At 73.1% G+C, this 16525-nt stretch carries 16 protein-coding genes; 10 read left to right on the top strand and 6 right to left on the bottom strand.

Features of this window, described 5'->3' with window-relative positions; genetic code table 11:
* Window positions 1-112: 112 nt before the first annotated feature.
* The 9 genes from RGI145_RS16260 to RGI145_RS25155 all read left to right on the top strand — a co-directional run bounded on the left by RGI145_RS16260 (window position 113) and on the right by RGI145_RS25155 (window position 5853).
* Window positions 113-604, top strand: coding sequence for a GNAT family N-acetyltransferase (locus RGI145_RS16260; RefSeq protein ID WP_019460837.1), 492 nt, complete (start codon window positions 113-115; stop codon window positions 602-604).
* Window positions 605-697: 93 nt separating this feature from the next.
* Window positions 698-1000, top strand: coding sequence for an urease subunit gamma (locus RGI145_RS16255; protein ID WP_019460838.1), 303 nt, complete (start codon window positions 698-700; stop codon window positions 998-1000).
* A gap of 13 nt (window positions 1001-1013) precedes the next feature.
* The gene (locus RGI145_RS16250; RefSeq protein ID WP_027280652.1) at window positions 1014-1319 is read left to right on the top strand and encodes an urease subunit beta; all 306 of its coding nucleotides are present in this window, start codon (window positions 1014-1016) and stop codon (window positions 1317-1319) included.
* A gap of 2 nt (window positions 1320-1321) precedes the next feature.
* A complete protein-coding gene (gene ureC / locus RGI145_RS16245) occupies window positions 1322-3034 on the top strand; it encodes an urease subunit alpha (protein WP_075799171.1) in 1713 nt (570 codons plus the stop codon).
* 8 nt (window positions 3035-3042) lie between these two features.
* Window positions 3043-3633 (top strand): urease accessory protein UreE, encoded by a 591-nt coding sequence (locus tag RGI145_RS16240; protein ID WP_075799170.1) that lies wholly within the window; start codon window positions 3043-3045, stop codon window positions 3631-3633.
* Window positions 3557-4312, top strand: coding sequence for an urease accessory protein UreF (locus RGI145_RS16235; protein WP_418314482.1), 756 nt, complete (start codon window positions 3557-3559; stop codon window positions 4310-4312). The genes RGI145_RS16240 and RGI145_RS16235 overlap by 77 nt, the downstream gene beginning before the upstream one ends.
* Window positions 4309-5016 (top strand): urease accessory protein UreG, encoded by a 708-nt coding sequence (gene ureG, locus RGI145_RS16230; RefSeq protein WP_237183102.1) that lies wholly within the window; start codon window positions 4309-4311, stop codon window positions 5014-5016. Before RGI145_RS16235 ends, ureG begins: the two co-directional genes overlap by 4 nt.
* The gene (locus tag RGI145_RS16225; protein WP_075799169.1) at window positions 5016-5588 is read left to right on the top strand and encodes a HupE/UreJ family protein; all 573 of its coding nucleotides are present in this window, start codon (window positions 5016-5018) and stop codon (window positions 5586-5588) included. The genes ureG and RGI145_RS16225 overlap by 1 nt, the downstream gene beginning before the upstream one ends.
* Before the next feature lie 97 nt (window positions 5589-5685).
* Window positions 5686-5853 carry a hypothetical protein gene (locus RGI145_RS25155; RefSeq protein WP_156878575.1) on the top strand — a complete coding sequence of 56 codons (168 nt, stop codon included), beginning with the start codon at window positions 5686-5688 and terminating at the stop codon, window positions 5851-5853.
* A gap of 114 nt (window positions 5854-5967) precedes the next feature.
* On the opposite strand, the gene RGI145_RS16220 is transcribed toward RGI145_RS25155, so the two are convergent.
* The 6 genes from RGI145_RS16220 to RGI145_RS16195 form a co-directional block, all read right to left on the bottom strand.
* On the bottom strand, window positions 5968-6696 hold the full coding sequence (locus tag RGI145_RS16220; protein ID WP_237183101.1) for a Crp/Fnr family transcriptional regulator: 729 nt from the start codon (window positions 6694-6696) through the stop codon (window positions 5968-5970).
* Between the two features lie 249 nt (window positions 6697-6945).
* A complete protein-coding gene (locus RGI145_RS16215) occupies window positions 6946-7521 on the bottom strand; it encodes a hypothetical protein (RefSeq protein ID WP_075799168.1) in 576 nt (191 codons plus the stop codon).
* Window positions 7522-7587: 66 nt separating this feature from the next.
* Complete coding sequence (locus RGI145_RS16210; protein ID WP_075799167.1) at window positions 7588-8970, bottom strand: gluzincin family metallopeptidase; 1383 nt, start codon at window positions 8968-8970, stop codon at window positions 7588-7590.
* Between the two features lie 3 nt (window positions 8971-8973).
* On the bottom strand, window positions 8974-10320 hold the full coding sequence (locus tag RGI145_RS16205; protein WP_075799166.1) for a TfuA-like protein: 1347 nt from the start codon (window positions 10318-10320) through the stop codon (window positions 8974-8976).
* Entirely contained in the window at window positions 10317-11585 is a 1269-nt protein-coding gene (locus RGI145_RS24735; protein WP_075799165.1) for a YcaO-like family protein, read from the bottom strand. The genes RGI145_RS16205 and RGI145_RS24735 overlap by 4 nt, the downstream gene beginning before the upstream one ends.
* Window positions 11582-14911, bottom strand: a complete 3330-nt coding sequence (locus RGI145_RS16195) for an ATP-binding protein (protein ID WP_156878573.1) — start codon at window positions 14909-14911, stop codon at window positions 11582-11584. The genes RGI145_RS24735 and RGI145_RS16195 overlap by 4 nt, the downstream gene beginning before the upstream one ends.
* 254 nt (window positions 14912-15165) lie before the next feature.
* Here RGI145_RS16195 and RGI145_RS16190 point away from each other — a divergent pair, with 254 nt between their 5' ends.
* The gene (locus RGI145_RS16190; RefSeq protein WP_075799163.1) at window positions 15166-16521 is read left to right on the top strand and encodes a helix-turn-helix transcriptional regulator; all 1356 of its coding nucleotides are present in this window, start codon (window positions 15166-15168) and stop codon (window positions 16519-16521) included.
* Window positions 16522-16525 lie beyond the last annotated feature (4 nt).

Genomic DNA, 16525 nt, shown 5'->3' with positions numbered 1-16525 from the left:
GCCCCCGGTGCTTTCGGACCGGGGAAGAGCCCGCTACCTCTGCCCGCTACTTCTGTCCCTCTGGCCGCGGCGATGGCCTCGGCGCCCGCTTCGGTGGAAAGGAGTCCGGAACATGATCCGATGCCTGCAGCCCGGCGACGAGGAGGTCTTCCGCCGGATTCGCCTGGAGGCCCTGCGCGCCGAGCCCGCCGCCTATGCCAGCACCGCGGCGGACTGGGAGGCGTTGCCGCCGGAGGAATGGCGCCGCCGCCTGACCGCGAACCCGGTCTTCGTCGCCTTCCAGGGCGCGGAGCCCGTCGGGATCATGGGCCTGATGGCCCAGTCCTCCAGCAAGACCGCCCATCGCACCATGCTCATCATGGTCTATCTGCGCCCGGAGCAGCGTGGCACCGGGCTGGCGGGCCGCCTCCTGCGCCATGCCGTCGATCACGCTCGGCGGCTGGGCCACCGGCAGGTCGAGCTCATGGTGAGCGCCGAGAACCCCGTCGCGCGCCGTTTCTACGAGCGCGAGGGCTTCCGCCAGATCGGCTGCATCCCCGGCGGCTTCCTGCACGAGGGCCGGGAGGTGGACGAGATCATGATGGTCCGGCGCCTGCTTCCCTGAACGGCGGCGCCCGGCCTGCCGCGTCGCGCGCTCCCCCTCTGGACCCCTGCCGCGCCCCGCCCGCATACTCCGCCGCACCGAACGGAGCCGCCCATGCACCTCACGCCGCGCGAAAAGGACAAGCTGCTGATCGCCATGGCCGCCCATGTCGCGCGCCGGCGGCTGGAGCGGGGCGTGAAGCTCAACCACCCCGAGGCCGTGGCCCTGGTCACCGACTTCGTGGTCGAGGGGGCACGCGACGGCCGCAGCGTTTCCGAGCTGATGCGCGACGGCGCCACCGTCCTGACGCGCGACCAGGTGATGGAGGGCGTCGCCGAGATGATCCACGAGATCCAGGTCGAGGCGACCTTTCCCGACGGCACCAAGCTCGTCACCGTCCACGAGCCGATCCGCTAGGGGAGGGCAGGCCATGGTTCCCGGAGAACTCTTCCCCGCCAGCGGCGAGATCGAGCTGAATGCCGGCCGCCCGGTCACGGAGCTGGAGGTCGCCAATACCGGCGACCGCCCGGTGCAGGTCGGCAGCCACTACCACTTCGCCGAAACCAATCCCGAGCTGCGCTTCGATCGCGACCGGGCGCGCGGCCAGCGCCTGGACATCGCCGCCGGCACGGCGGTGCGCTTCGAGCCGGGCCAGACCCGCATCGTGCGCCTCATCCCCTTCGCCGGGGATCGCGTGGTCCACGGCTTCCGTGGCGAGATCGAAGGAAAGCTCTGACCATGCCCGCCCGGATCTCCCGCTCCGCCTATGCCGGCATGTACGGCCCCACCACCGGGGACCGGGTCCGCCTCGCCGACACCGACATCGTCATCGAGGTCGAGCGCGACCTCACCACCTATGGCGAGGAGGTGAAGTTCGGCGGCGGCAAGGTCATCCGCGACGGCATGGGGCAGTCCCAGGTCGGGCGCGACGGCGGCGCCATGGATACCGTGATCACCAATGCGCTGATCCTCGACCATACCGGGATCTACAAGGCCGATGTCGGGCTGCGCGACGGCCGGATCGCCGCCATCGGCAAGGCGGGCAATCCGGACACGCAGCCGGGCGTCGATATCGTCATCGGCCCGGGCACCGAGATCATCGCGGGGGAGGGCCGCATCCTCACCTCCGGCGGCATCGACGTGCATATCCACTTCATCTGCCCGCAGCAGATCGAGGAGGCGCTGGCTTCCGGTGTCACCACCATGTTCGGCGGCGGCACCGGCCCGGCCCATGGCACGCTCGCCACCACCGCCACGCCCGGCGCCTTCCACCTCGCCCGCATGATCCAGGCGGCGGAAGGCTTCCCGGTGAATCTCGGCTTCCTGGGCAAGGGCAATGCCGCCCTGCCGAAAGGGCTGGAGGAGCAGATCCATGCCGGAGCGGCGGGGCTGAAGCTGCACGAGGACTGGGGCACCACGCCGAAGGCCATCGACACCTGCCTCGCCGTGGCCGATGCGCTGGACGTGCAGGTCGCCATCCACACGGACACGCTGAACGAGAGCGGCTTCGTCGAGAGCACGATCAAGGCCATCGGCGGCCGCACCATCCAGGCCTTCCACACCGAGGGCGCGGGCGGCGGCCATGCCCCCGATATCCTGCGGCTGGTGGGCGAGCCGAACGTGCTGCCCAGCAGCACCAATCCCACCATGCCCTATACGGTGAACACGCTGGACGAGCATCTCGACATGCTCATGGTGTGCCACCACCTGGACCCGAGAATCCCCGAGGACGTGGCCTTCGCCGAGAGCCGCATCCGGCGCGAGACCATCGCGGCCGAGGACATCTTGCACGATCTCGGCGCCATCTCGATGATGAGCTCCGACAGCCAGGCGATGGGGCGTGTCGGCGAGGTGATCATCCGCACCTGGCAGACCGCCCACAAGATGAAGCAGCAGCGTGGAAGGCTGAAGGAGGAGGTGGGCGACAACGACAATTTCCGCGCCCGCCGCTACATCGCCAAGTACACGATCAACCCCGCCATCTCCCAGGGCATCGCCGAGCATGTCGGCAGCGTCGAGGTCGGCAAGCTGGCCGATCTCGTGCTCTGGAGCCCGGCCTTCTTCGGCGTGAAGCCCGAGATGGTGTTGAAGTGCGGCACCATCGCCATGGCGCCGATGGGCGATCCCAACGCCTCCATCCCGACGCCGCAGCCGGTCCATTACCGCCCGATGTTCGGCGGCTTCGGCCGCGCCCTGCCGGCGATCGGCGTGACCTTCACCTCCGCCGCCGCGCTGGAGGCCGGGCTCGGCGAGCGCCTGGGCGTGACCCGCCCCCTCCTCGCCGTGCGCAACACCCGATCCGGCATCAGCAAGCGCGACATGGTGCTGAACGACCTCTGCCCGCGCATCGAGGTGGATGCAGAGACCTATGAGGTCCGCGCCGATGGCGAGTTGCTGGTCTGCGAGCCTGCGAAGGTGTTGCCGATGGCGCAGCGATATTTCCTGTTCTGAGAGCCCCGATGACCGACGACACCCTGCCGCGCGCCACCACCATCCTCCCCGCCGGGCAATGGAACCCGGCGGAGGCGCGCGACAGCATCACCCTCGATTTCGACGACCGCCATCGCCGCCGCCGCCGCTACACGGGCGAGAAGGGGCTTTCCTTCCTGCTCGACCTGCCGGAAGCCACGGTGCTCTATGACGGCGACGGGCTGCGCTGCGAGGACGGCACCACCATCGCCGTCCATGCCGCGCCCGAGCCGCTGGTCGAGGTCACCTCCGCCGATCCCGCGCATTTCGCGCGCCTCGCCTGGCATCTCGGCAACCGCCACCTGCCCGCCGAGATCGACGCCGCGCGAATCCTGATCCGCGACGATCACGTCATCACCGCCATGCTGCGCGGCCTCGGCGCCACGCTCCGCCAGATCCAGGCGCCCTTTAACCCGGAAGGCGGCGCCTATGGCGAGCACAACCGCCACACCGCCCATCATCATGGGCCCCAGGAAGGGCATACGCAGGGGCATGGGCACGCGCATGACCACGATCACGCCCATGGGCACGACCACCACCATGGCGACGGCCACACGCATCACGGCCACCGGCATGGCTGAGGGCGACGCCGCCCTCTACCGCCTGCTGGCCTGGATCTCCCCGGCCTATCCGGTCGGCGCCTATACCTACAGCCACGGGCTGGAAGCCGCGGTGGAGGAGGGCGCCGTGCGCGACCGTCAGGGCCTCGCCGGCTACATCGCCGCCGCGCTGACGCGCGGGGCCGGGGCGGTGGACGGGCCGCTCCTCGCCGCCGCCTGGCGCGCCGCGCGGGACGGCGACGAAGGGGGCCTCGACGAGGTCGCCGAACTCTCCTCGGCCTGGCGCGGCACGGCGGAAACCGCGCTGGAAAGCACGGCGCAGGGCAATGCCTTCGCCAGCGTCACCGCCGCCGCCTGGCCCGATCCGCGCTTCGCCGCCTTTGTCGCGCGTCACCCGCGCCGCATGACGCATCCCGTGGCGTTCGGCGCGGCGGCGGCCTGGAACGGCGTCGCGCTCCGCCCGGCGCTCTTCGCCTGGCTCTCGGGCTTCGCCGCCAACCTCGTCAGCGCCGGCGTTCGCCTCGTCCCGCTGGGGCAGACGGACGGGCAGATCGCCACCGCCACGCTCCTGCCTGTTGTGGAGGCCGCCACCGACGCCGCCCTGGCCGCCGATCCCGAAGAGATCGGCACCGCCGCCCCGGTCCTCGACCTCTTCTCCATGCGTCACGAGACCCAGTACACGAGGCTCTTCCGTTCATGACTGAAATCGTTTCGGGCCAGCCGATCCACGCCTCCGCAGGGCGCTCCGGTCATCGGCAGGCGAATGGCCCCTTCCGCGTCGGCATCGGCGGTCCTGTCGGTTCCGGCAAGACCGCGCTGACCGACCGCCTGTGCAAGTACCTGCGCGACACGCACGACATCGCCGTCATCACCAACGACATCTACACGCGGGAGGATGCGGAGTTCCTCACCCGCTCCGGCGCGCTGGCGCCCGAGCGCATCACCGGCGTCGAGACGGGCGGCTGCCCGCACACCGCGATCCGCGAGGACGCCTCGATCAACCTCGCCGCGGTGGGCGAGATGGTGGAGCGTTTCCCGGGGCTGGAGATCCTCTTCATCGAGAGCGGCGGCGACAACCTCGCCGCCACCTTCTCGCCGGAGCTCGCGGACCTGACGATCTATGTCATCGACGTCTCGGCGGGCGACAAGATCCCGCGCAAGGGCGGGCCGGGCATCACCCGCTCCGACCTGCTGGTGATCAACAAGATCGACCTCGCCCCGCTGGTCGGCGCCGATCTCGGCGTGATGGACCGCGATTCCCGCCGGATGCGCGGCCAACGCCCTTTCCTCTTCACCAACCTGAAGGAGAACAAGGGCGTGGCCGAGATCGCCGCCTTCATCCTGGAGGCCGGTGGCATCCCCGCCCGCGGCCTTTCCGCCACCGCCCAAGGAACCCAAGCCTGATGCGCCGCCTCCTTCCCGTCGCCGCCGCGCTGCTGCTGCCGCTGCCGGCCCTGGCCCATACCGGCATCGGCCCGGTGGATGGCTTCACCGCCGGCTTCGCCCATCCGCTGGGCGGGCTCGACCACCTGATGGCCATGCTGGGGATCGGCCTCTGGGCCGGGCTGCTGGGCGGCCGCGCGACCTGGGCGCTGCCCGCCGCCTTCCTCGGCGCCATGGCAGCCGGCGGCGCGCTGGGCATGGCGGGCCTCGGCCTGCCGATGGTGGAGGCCGGGATCGCCGCCTCGGTGATCGTGCTGGGCGCCGTGGTCGCGCTCGCCGCTCGCCTGCCGCTGGCCGCCGCCCTGTCCCTGGCGGCGCTGTTCGGCCTCTTCCATGGCCATGCCCATGGCGCGGAGATGCACCCCGAGGCCGGGGCCGCCACCTATGCGGCGGGCTTCCTGCTCGCCACGGCCGGGCTGCATGCGCTGGGCCTGGCGCTCGGCCGCTGGCGCGCCCCGGCCGGTCGCGCCGTGGTCCGTTCCGCCGGGGCCGCCATGGCTGTGGTCATGCTGGTGCTGCTGATCCAGGGCTGATCCCGCCGGCCTGCCCACCCTGTGTCCCGGCACACAGCCACAAGGGCCGCTGACCCTCCAGGATGCCGTCCAGGCAAGGAACGGGGAGGGGCCCGCAATGACGAATCCGGCGCAGCACCTTTTCGAGCAGGTCGGGCAGCGGCTCGAAGGACTGGACAGGCGGCGGGCCATGGGGCCCGCATCGCTCGGCCTGGGTGAGCGCCTCGTGTGGCGCGCCTGGCGCTGGCTGCGCGGCCTGCGCTACGGCAGGCCGAGCCGCGCCTGACGCGCGGGCGCCAGGGCCGATCGCCGCATGCCGGTGTCGTCCGGCGGTGTGAAGCCGCTTTCCCGGCAAAAGGCCCGGAGCCTTCGCGCCGAAGGCTCGTGAACCGGGCGGGGCCTATGACAGGTTCAGGGCATTCACCGCACGTTCGGCGCCGCGCAGCGCGGCGTCGAGTTCGGCGCGCATCGCCTCGGGCCGCCGCAGCACGATGCCGCTGCGGCTCGCATCGATCAGCCCGGCCTTTTCCATGTCCGACAATTGCCGAGACACGGCCTCGCGCCGGGCGCCGATGCGGGCGGCCAGCACGTGATGCGGCGGCGGCGGGCTGACCACGCGCTCGGCCGTCTGGCCCGGTGTGCCGCGTCCGCGCGACAGGCGCAGGAGTTCGGCATAGAGGCGCTGGCGCACCGGCAGGGCCGCCAGCTCGAACAGCCTCTCGCTGCGCGAGCGCACGAGGTCGGCGAGATAGCGCATCATGCGCAGCGACACGGCGGGCGAGGCCAGCACCAGCTCCATGAAGGCCGGCCCCGGCAGGACGCAGAAGCGCGAGCGGTGCAGGGCGGTGACATTGGCGGAACGCGGCTGCCCGGTGATGGCCGCCAGCTCGCCGAAGGCCTCGCCGGGCGACAGGTCGCCCAGGATCATCTCGTAGCCCTCTCCGGTGCGCGCCACGACCCGCGCGGCGCCTTCGAGGAGGAAGTACACATCGTCCGACAGCTCGCCGAAGTCGATCAGAACCGTGCCGGGCTCGCAGGAACGGCAGCGTGCATGGCGGGCGGCCTTTTCCAGCGCGCCCGGCTCGGCGCCTTGCAGGAGGGCCAGGCGCCCCAGACTCTCGGTATCCACTCCATGGCTCCACATGCCCCAGGCTTCCTTCTCCGGAATATCGGAACGGTGCCGGGACCGGTGCAGCGGTTATCCGGAGCCGCGGCATTCCGCCAGGGGCAATCGGCCTGGGCGGAGATGCGCGGCCGGAGCCGTTGCGGCTTCCCCGGCGGTTTCCTTGAATCGGCTCCGGGTGGTTGCGCCCGGCCTCGTCCGCTTCGCTGTGGCCTTCCTCTCCCCTTCCAGCTTTTCCGGGACGGCGCCCCGCGCTCAGCGCCCGCTCAGATTGGCGCGGCCGAAGACCTCGGCCCGTCCCGTCACCTCCGCCCGGCCGGTGACCTCGGCCCGTCCCGCCAGCGTGTCGGCGCGGCCGCCATGCAGCAGGGCCTCGATACTGCCGGTGCTGATGTCGATGCGGAGGCCCATGTCGCCGCGGTCGAAGAGCCAGACCCGCAGGTCCTTCATGAAGTGCCCCGAGTCCCGGATGAAGCCGGTCGTCGCGACGGTGCCGTGTTCCGGCACGGGGATGCCTTCGCCTTCCACCAGGAAGATGGCGGGCGCGGCGAGCGGCACGTACTGCCCGTCGTAGCTGTAGCCGAAGATCCGGGCGAGGGCGGGCGGCGGATCGGCATCCGGCGCCAGCCGCGCCATCAGGGGGTCCCGGAAGCCGCCGCTCCGTGCATAGGGCGTGCGGGACGTCTTGCTGATGGTGAGGCCCGGGAAGGGCACGCCGAAGAGCCGGATCGCGGCCGGGGCGAGGAGGGTCTCCTCGAACCGCTCCGCGGGACTGGCCTTTGCCTCGGCGCCTTCCGCTTCCGTCTTCTCCGGCTCAGGACTGTCCGACATGTTCCATCTCCATCCGCGAGACGCTTCGCGGTATTATAACCGTTCAGGAATGATACGGCAGTGTTTTCAACCCGGCGATGCGCGCGATCCGTGCGGCATCATCCGGCGTGTGGCGATGATGTCGCCGTGGCAGGCGCAGGGTCCGGTCCGGCCCTGGCGTGGCTGGGCCGGGGTGGCCCATGCGGCGCGGGGGACGGGTGGGGGAACTGTTCCGGCGGAGAGCCCCGCCAGGAAGGGGCGAGGGTCTATGTCCCTCTCGTCGAAGATGTCGAGCAGCGCGCCCATCGTGATGCGCGGGGTGGCGCCCGGTTCCGTCAGCGCCTCGATCAGCAGGGCCGCGACCTGGTCGAAGCTCAGCGTCTCCGGGTCCAGCCGCAGGATGGTGCGCGCCATGGCCAGCCCGATGCGGTCGCGCGCCCGGTGCAGGCAATGGCGGAAGACGCCCTCGAAACGCGCCAGGGCCTCGGCGGAGGCATGGCGCAGCGGCGCCAGCGCGGCCGTGACCGCCGCCGGCGTCCAGCTCCGCGTGTCGCGGTCCGGCGGGATGATGCCTTCCGCCACCAGCCCTTCCTGGAACAGCTCCACCAGGATGTCCCAGACCGCGCCGGTCAGCGGCGCCGCCAGCATATGCGCGTTGCGGCCAAGGTTCAGCGGGTCGCGCCAGGTGCCATCGTCCAGCAGGCGCAGCCCTTGCAGGTCGCGGAGCCGGACGGTGTTGTCCACCACGCGCACCTGTTCGACATCCGAAAGCTCGCCGAGCCGGCTGACCAGGTTCAGCTCGTAGAGGTTGCCCGAGGTCTGGGCGAGCAGCCGCGTCACCACCGAGGGGAAGTACAGCACGGAAAGGGTCGAGATCAGGTCGGCGAAGGCTTCGTGGAAGGCCAGGAAGGCGCCGCTCACCGCGCCGGAATCCGGCACCCCCATGGTGGAGAAGAGGATGGCGTGGCCGACCTCATGCGCCACGACATCGAAGCTGAGGCAGAGCGGCAGCGCCTGGCCGAAGCGGGTCCAGCGCAGCCCCGCCTCCAGGAAGCCGAAGCCGGACTGGGCATTGGCCCAGTACACGACCGGCTGCAGTTCCAGCCGCGGCAGGACATCGGCATGCCACCACCGGACCGGCTGGCCCAGATAGTCCTCCCAGATCTCCAGCACGAGCCGGGTCACGCCGTAGAGATGCGCCGACAGGAATTCCGGCGTGCCGAAGGGGATGTGGTCGAAGTTCCCGGCCGCGTCCGGCAGGGCGGGCGGCAGCAGCGCCCCCCGGTAGGGCGGCAGCCAGACGGGCGGGTCATAGGGTTCGCGCTTGTCCACCGCGTGCGCGACATACATCCGGGAATCCGAGGGGCCCGGGCCGATGCTGCCGGGGGCGGCGGCCAGTTCCACCAGCTCGGGCTCGGCATAGCCCTGGGCCCATTGGGGGAAGAGCCGGAACAGCGTGCCCCCGGCCATGCCTCAGCCCTCGCCCCGGGGCTCGGGGCCCGTCCCGTCACCGGCCGCTTCGTCCTCCATGGCGGCGCGGTACTCCCGCCAGACGGCGAGCCGGAAGCCGCCCGCATCGGGGAAGCCATGGGCTCGCGCCCCGCTGTCCTCCTCGCCGGGGGGCGGTGGCGGCAGGTCGGCCCGCGTCTCGAACCACCAGCGCCATGCCGCATCCAGCACGGCCTCGCCGGGTGAGTCCCGGTCTTCCTCCCGCCCGGCCAGCCTTGCCTTCAGCCCGGCATGGCGGCCGGACAGGCGCAGGGCATCCAGCATCGCCTCCAGGGTGGCCGGGCCAGGGGGATGGCGCAGATGCTCCCGGAGCGCGGCCTCGCGCGCCAGCAGCCGGTGCAGCCCGGCCTCGTCGAGGTCATGCGCCGCCAGCCAGGCCTCCAGCGCCGCGCGCCGCCACAGGCCGTGGCGCCGGCGGAAATCCTCCAGCGCGGCGGCATCGGCCGCCCCGGAGGCGAGCGGGCCCGGATGGCCCTCCGCCATCAGGCGCAGTTCCCGCCATGCGACCGGATCGGAGACCGCCAGTTCCCGCAGCAATGCGCCTCCCCCCTGTTCCTCCTCCGCAAGCGGCACGGCCGCCTGCGTGGCGAGGAAGCTTTCCCAGGCCAGGCTACGGGTGAAGCGGAAGCCCGGCGCCCTCCGATCGGGGGAGGTCCGGACGATTCGCGTTAGTAATTCCTCGGCATCGCGCCGTTTCTGCGCGACCCGGTGATGCCGCAGCCATTCCAGCGCCCGCCCCGGAGCCGGCAGGGCAGCGGCCTCCTCGACGAGGCGGGCATGGCTCCTTTCGGGGAAGGGCAGGCGCTTGAGCCTGCGGGCCAGGGCCTCGCAGCCCTCCGGCCCGATCACGCCGGCGCCCAGGGCGGCCGCGAGGGTGGCGCGCAGGTCCACCATGGCATCGGAGGCGGCGATCCAGCCGGCCTCGGCGGGGGCGTGCAGGATGGCGACCTCGTCGTCATCCTCGAAGGGGCCGTCGAAGGGAGGAAAGCATCCGTCGCGATAGGCGCGGTAGACGGTGCCGACCCCCTCCATCCCGAAGGCATCGCATTCGGCGGCGCGCAAGGCGCCCATGCTGGCGGCGCCCAGCACGGGGATGCCCTCGGAGAGCGCCCAGAGGATCTCCCGGTGCCAGACCGCCGGAGCCTCCCGGAACAGCCCGTCCACCAGACCGATCGCGCGGGGGCGCAGGGAGCGCGCCGCGCGGTAGAGGTCGCCCTGCCGTGCCGGGGGCAGGAGGACGGCCTCCGGCGCGATCGCCCGGGCGGCCTCCCAGGGCAGGCTGGGGCCGAGGAAGACGACGGGCGCGTTCATGCGCGTGCCCTTGCACGTGCCCGGGCCCGTTCGCCGGGGGCATAGCCGCCGCCGGCCGGGCCCGGCGTGCCCTCCAGCCCCGCCACGACGGCCCGGACCACCGGGATGCCGATCTCCTCCCGCGTTAGGTCCACCCAGGCCACGGGCCCGAGCCCGGCCGCCCCGATCCGGGACAGCAGCAGGGCGAGGTCGCCACGGATGGTGGGCGTGGCGCAGCCCTGGACAGTCTCGAAGCGCCGCCGGGGCGCCGCCGCCTCGGCCATGGCGCGCAGCGCGGCGGCGTGGCGGGCGGCGCGGGCGGGGGGAGCGTAGGATTCCGGCGCGAAATCGTCCCGGGCACCGGAGATGCGGGTGACGCGCGACTGCGCCGCTTCGGTCAGGGCGCGGGACAGGGCCACGCCGGGGTCGGGATGGCAGCCCAGGCCCAGCTCCGCCTCCACCCCCGGCTCCTCGCGTCCCGGCAGGGCCAGGACGCGGAAGGCGGGGATGCCGAGGTCGGAGGTGATGTCCCAGATCGCCAGGGCGATGCCGGCGGCGGCGAAGCGGGCCAGCAGGTCGGCGCAGAGCGGGTCGGCGACGCTGTCGGGGTCGATCGCCGTTTCCGCCCGGGCTGCCGGGGGGAGGGCCAGCCAGAGGGCATGCGCGTCGCGCTCCGCCAGCTCGGCCAGGGCGTGCACCAGTGCCTCCCCGCGCGTGTTGCCGGAGGCGAGGCCGTTCGTGGTCGCCTGGAGGAAGCCGCCGGAGGGCGGGCCGTCCAGCGCGTAGTCGGCCGTCACCAGGTCCAGCGGCACCCAGAGCGGCGTGCCGCCGGCGAGGTCGCGCCCCTCGGCCCAGAGCATCGGCACCTCCCGCGCCGGCAGGTCCGGCGCGGCGGCGCTGCGCGGCAGCCGGACCGGGTCCAGGAGCGCCAGGCCGCTTTCGCGCAGCCGGGCATGGCTGCCCCAGCGCAGCGCCGCCGCCAGGGTCTCGGCATGCCAGGTCTCCACCGCCTCCATCACCGCCGAAGCCTTGGCCGCCGCCAGGGTCGCGCCCTTGCCCTGGAAGACGGAGAGCGAGCGCGCATTGGGCCGGATGGCCGCCGCGACGGGGATGCCGGTCACGTCCAGCCCGGTCAGCACCGCGACCCGCGTCAGGCCGAAGCGCGCCGCGTGGCGCAGGGCCCGTTCCAGCGTTTCCCCGGGGTCGCGGACCCGGTGCGCGCCCAGGCGGAAGCGCTTGGCCTCATCCTCCGGCGGCAGGCCGGGAAAGAGGCCGGGGCCGGTCACGGCGCGAAGGAGATGCTGGTGCGCCGGAGCGCCGCCAGCAGGCGCTCGACCTCGCCGTCGCCCTCCCGTTCCGCCCGCTCCGCGAGGCCGGCCAGCCTTTGCAGCATCTCCGCATCGCCGAGGCGGCCGAGCCGCAGGTCGAGATTCGCGAGGCTCAGCCGGGTGCGCAGCACCAGCATCCACGCGCCCTGTGCCTCGGCCAGCCGCAGCGCCTCGCGCAGCGAGGCCTCGGCGGCGGCTTCGGAACCGGGGCCGCCGGCCTGCAGGCGCAGCAGGCCGAGCACCCGCCAGACCTCCGGCATCCAGATATGCAGCCCGACGCGTTCGAACAGCTCGCGCGCCTCGTCGAGTTCCGCCACCGCGCGCTGCACCTGCCCCGCCGTGGTCTGCGCCTCGGCCAGCAGGGTGTGGAAGATGGGGAAGTCCTCGATGGTGCCGACCTCGCGCTGCACGGCGAGTCCCGCCTCGATCGAGCGCAGCCCCTCCGCCGCGTCGCCACGCGCCGAGGCCGCCCAGCCGCCGAAGATCATCCCCTTGGCGCGGTAGTCGGGCAGGTCGTGCGTTTCGGCGGCCTCCATCATGCGCCGCGCCGCCTCCGCCATCTCCGCCGGGTCGCGCCGGTAGGCGCGGTGCATGGCGTGGATGTCCAGCGCGTGCAGGATGCTGCCCAGGTGGTCGATCTCCAGCGCCCAGGCCTGCGCCCGGGTCTCGGCGCGCAGCGCCGCCTCGGGGCGGCCTTCCAGCCATTCCAGCAGCGCCGTCTCCCCCAGGGCGCAGACCTTGGCGTCGTGGTTGCCGTAGAGCGTGGCGTGGTGGCGGTAGTCGCCTGCCTCGTAGATGGCGAGCCCGGACTCGATGTCCCGGCGGCAGCCGCAGAGGTCGCCCAGGCCGAAGCGCGTGCCCCAGCCGCAGTGATGCGCCTGCAGCAGGCTGCCCGGCTCGCCGCGCCGGGCGGCCCGCTCGGTCAGGGCGCCGGAGCGCAGCCGCTTGATGTTGTAGTCGCGCGACACCCGCCACCAGCCCCAGGCGATGGGGAAATGCGCGCTTTCCTCGGCAGGCGTGTCGTTCAGCGCGGCATAGCTCTCGGCGTAGTGGTCCTGCGTCTCGGCGGCGCCCGGCCCATGCAGGGCGATCAGCGCCGGGCCGAGCAGGGCCAGGAGTTCCAGCCTCTGCGCGCGCAGCGCCGGGGTGGGCGGCACCGTGTCGATCGCCCGCAGCGCCCGGCGCAGCAGGCGCGTCGCCTCGGGATAGGCGGAGCGCGCCAGGCTGCGTCGCGTCGCGGCGAGCCAGAGCGGCACGCTGTCCGCCACCCGCCCGGCCTCGGCGAGGTGATGCGCCAGCACTTCCGGCTCCGCGGCGACCCGGTCCGGATCGAGCCTCGGCAGCGCCTGGGCGAGCCGCGCGTGCAGCAGGCGGCGCCGGTCGCGCACCAGGCTCTCATAGGCGGCGTCGCGCAGCAGCGCGTGGTGGAAGGTCCAGCCCTCGCGGCCCGGCAGGCTGCGCCGCTGCAGCACCCCGGCCAGTTCCAGATGCGCCAGGGCGGCGTCCAGCTCCTCCTTCGGCAGTTCCGTGACCGCCTGGAGCAGGTCGCGCGGCACGGAGCGCCCGGCCACCGCCGCCGCCTGCGCCACCGCCTTGGCGGATTGCGCCCGGTCGAGCCGCGCCACGAGGCATTCCCGCAGGCTGGGCGGCACCTCCGCCTCGGCCTCCACCGTGCCGTCCAGGATGGCGCGCGCCAGTTCCTGCGCGTAGAGCGGCACGCCTTCCGTGCGCGACGCCACCAGCCGGCTGATCCGCCGCGTCAGGTGCGGGGCATCCGCGGAGGAGCCGGCCACAGCCTCCACCAGCTGCACCATGTCGGGCTCGCTCAGCGGCCGCAGTTCCAGCAGCTCGACATCGCCCCAGGCCGGCGTGGCGGGTGGGGTGAAGGCCTCGCGCGAGGTAAGCAGGAGCAGGCAGCGGCCCGGCAGACGGGACAGGGCGCGTTCGAGCAGCTCCATGGAGCTGGGATCGAGCCAGTGCAGGTCCTCCACCATCAGGCAGAGCGGCTGCCGCGCCAAAAGGCGGGTGAGCTGGTCGAGCAGCGCCGTGAGGGTCAGGCTGCGGAGGCGTCGCGGCGCCATGGCGGACAGGGCCGCCGGCCGCGCCCCCGCCCCGTCGTCGCCGACCAGCAGCAGCTCCGCCAGGGCGGCGGCGCGCTCGTCGATCTCCGGCGCCTCGTCGCCCAGCCAGTGCCGCAGCTTGACCAGGGCATCCGGCCATTCCTCGTCCGGGGCCAGGCGGGCCAGGGTGCGCAGCGGCGTCACCAGGGGGTGGAAGGGCGTGTCGGTGTGGAAGGGCGAGGCGATGAAGGTCAGCGTGGCGGAGCCGATGCGGTCCCGCCGCGTCGCCAGGAAGCGGCGCAGCAGGCTCGACTTGCCGATCCCGGCCTCGCCCCGCAGCAGCACCGTCCGGCTGGCACCGGCCAACACGCTTTCCCAGGCCTGTTGCAGCCGCGCGAGATCGGCCAGCCGGTTGACGAAGGCGTCGGGGCGGGCGAGGCGCCGGCGCTGGCCGCTGCGCTGGGCCTCCCGCCGCACCAGGAAGGCGGGGCAGGGCTCGCTGAAGCCCTTCAGCACCTGCGGGCCGAGATCCCGCATCTCGAAGATCGGGGTCAGCCGGGCCCGGGTCTCGCCGGAGACGATGACCCCGCCGGGCGGTGCCAGGGCCTGGAGCCGCGCCGCGAGGTTGGGGGTGGAGCCGATGGCCATGCTGTCGCCCGGCGCATCGCCATGGCCCAGCAGGTCGCCGATCACCACCTGCCCCGTGGCGATCCCGGCCCGGGCGCGCAGCGGCTCCTGCCCCGGCGGCAGGTTCGGCAGCGGCACGCGCAGCCGCCGCACCGCCTCCACGGCCTCCAGCGCCGCGCGGACGGCGCGTTCCGGATCGTCCTCATGCGCGGCGGGAAAGCCGAAATAGGCGAGCACGCCATCGCCCAGGAACTGCGCGATGCGCCCGTCATAGCGCGCCACCGGGCCGGCGCAGGCCTCGCGGTAGCGCTGCATGATCCGCATCAGGTCCTCGGGCTCCAGCAGCTCCGCGAGGCGGGAGGAGCCGACCAGGTCGAGGAACAGAACCGAAAGCGGACGGCGCTCGGCGCCGCTGCGGGCGCCTCTGGTTCGCAGCGCCCGGCGAAGCTGCTTGCGGGCGCCGATCGGCAGGCCGAGCTCGCGCAGGTCCGCTTCGCTGAGCTCCGGCAGATCGGACAGGCTGATCCCGTGCTCGGCGAAGTCCGGTGCGTACTGGGCAAGGCCCACCGATTGCAGCCACCGGAGCACGTCATCCATGCTGAACACCGCCCATGATCTTGCCGCAGCGTAAAGGATTCAGCGGCTTGGTGAAGGCATGTCGGCGGGTCGGGGCCGCGACGGCGCGTCGTTGCGGCATTTCCATGCGGCCGGGGGGCGGAATCCCGGAAAAAAGCGGCGGCCGGCGGGCGGTGTGACCTGCCGCACAGCCTGCGGGACCGCGGCCCAGCAGGATGTCCTCAGACGAATCAGCCATATGCCGGGCGCACTCAGCCCGGCCGAGAGGATAGACCATGCTGGAAGGCCAAGCGTCATCCGTTCGGACGACTCCGGAGGCCCGTGTCACCGTCGGCCTGTCCCCCCTGCTGCCGGCGGCGGCGCAGGCCGAGGACCCGGTCTCCACCGTGACCGGCCTGATCTACGAGGCCGGCATGGCGCCGGAACGCTGGCCCGAGACGCTGGGCCGGCTGGCCGACCTGTTCGGCAGCGGCGCCGCGGCGCTGCATGTCGGCGAGGCGGGCGTGCCGGCCCGGATCACCATGGCCTATGGCCTCTCCGAGGAGGCAGTACGCGGGTATGGCGGCTGCTACAACGCGCTCGATCCGGTGACGCCGGCGGTGCTGGCCGGTGCGGCCTGGAAGGCGCCGGCGACGCTGCGGCAGATCTCGCCGGCGCTGGAGCGCACGCGCTTCTTCACCGACTGGATGCGGCCGCACGGGATGGAGGACGGGCTGTGCCTCGCCCTCTGCCCGCCGGACCGGCCGCAGCAGGCCACGCTGCGCCTGCTGCGCCCGCGCCGCGCCACGCGCTTCGGCCCGCCGGAAACCGCCCTGCTGATGCGGCTTGCCCCCCATCTGCGCCGTGCTGCGGAGATGCACCACCGGCTGGCCTCCCCCCATGCGCGGCCGGACGGGCCGCTGCTGGAGATCCTGAACCGGCTCGCCTGCGGGCTGATGCTGGCGGATGCGCGCGGCGCCCTGATCTGGGCGAACCGTTCCGCCAGCCGGATGCTGGAGGAGGCCGACGGCATCGGCACCGAGCGCCAGGGCAACCTGCGCGCGGGGTCGCCGGGCATGACGCGCCTGCTGCGGGATCTGGTGAACCGGGCGGCGCTGGGCCAGCATGCGGCGCTGCCTTTGCCGCGCAACACGGGAAAGACGTCCCTGGCCTTGCAGGCCATGCCGCTCACGGTGCGGGAGGTGGAGCGCCACCGCCAGGTCCTGCCGGCCTCGCCCAGGGCCAGCGTGCTGCTGCTGCTGACCGATCCGGCGCGCGGCACCATGCCCACGCCGGAGCTCTGCCAGCAACTGCGCGAGATCCACGGGCTGACCACGGCCGAGGCGGGCGTGGCGGCCTGGGCGGCGCAGGGGATCGGCCTGCCGGAAGTGGGGCAGATCCTGGGGATCACCGTCAACACGGTGCGGACCCATGTGCGCCGCGTCTTCCACAAGACCGGGGTGCGCAGCCAGGCGGAGCTGGCGCGGCAGGTGGAGCGGCTCGGCCCGCTGCTGGCGGACAGCACCGCCGAGGCGGGGCCGGTGCGCGTGCCCGCGCCGGAGCGGAGCGCGGAACGGCGTGCGGCCGCGGGCGGGATGCCGCGCGCCCGGGCGGGCTGGGCCAACGCGGAGGCCCTGCGGGACGGCCCCTGAGAAC

The sequence above is a fragment of the Roseomonas gilardii genome, from assembly GCF_001941945.1.
Taxonomy (GTDB): Bacteria; Pseudomonadota; Alphaproteobacteria; order Acetobacterales; family Acetobacteraceae; genus Roseomonas.
This window is presented reverse-complemented; position numbering and strand designations above follow the sequence as displayed.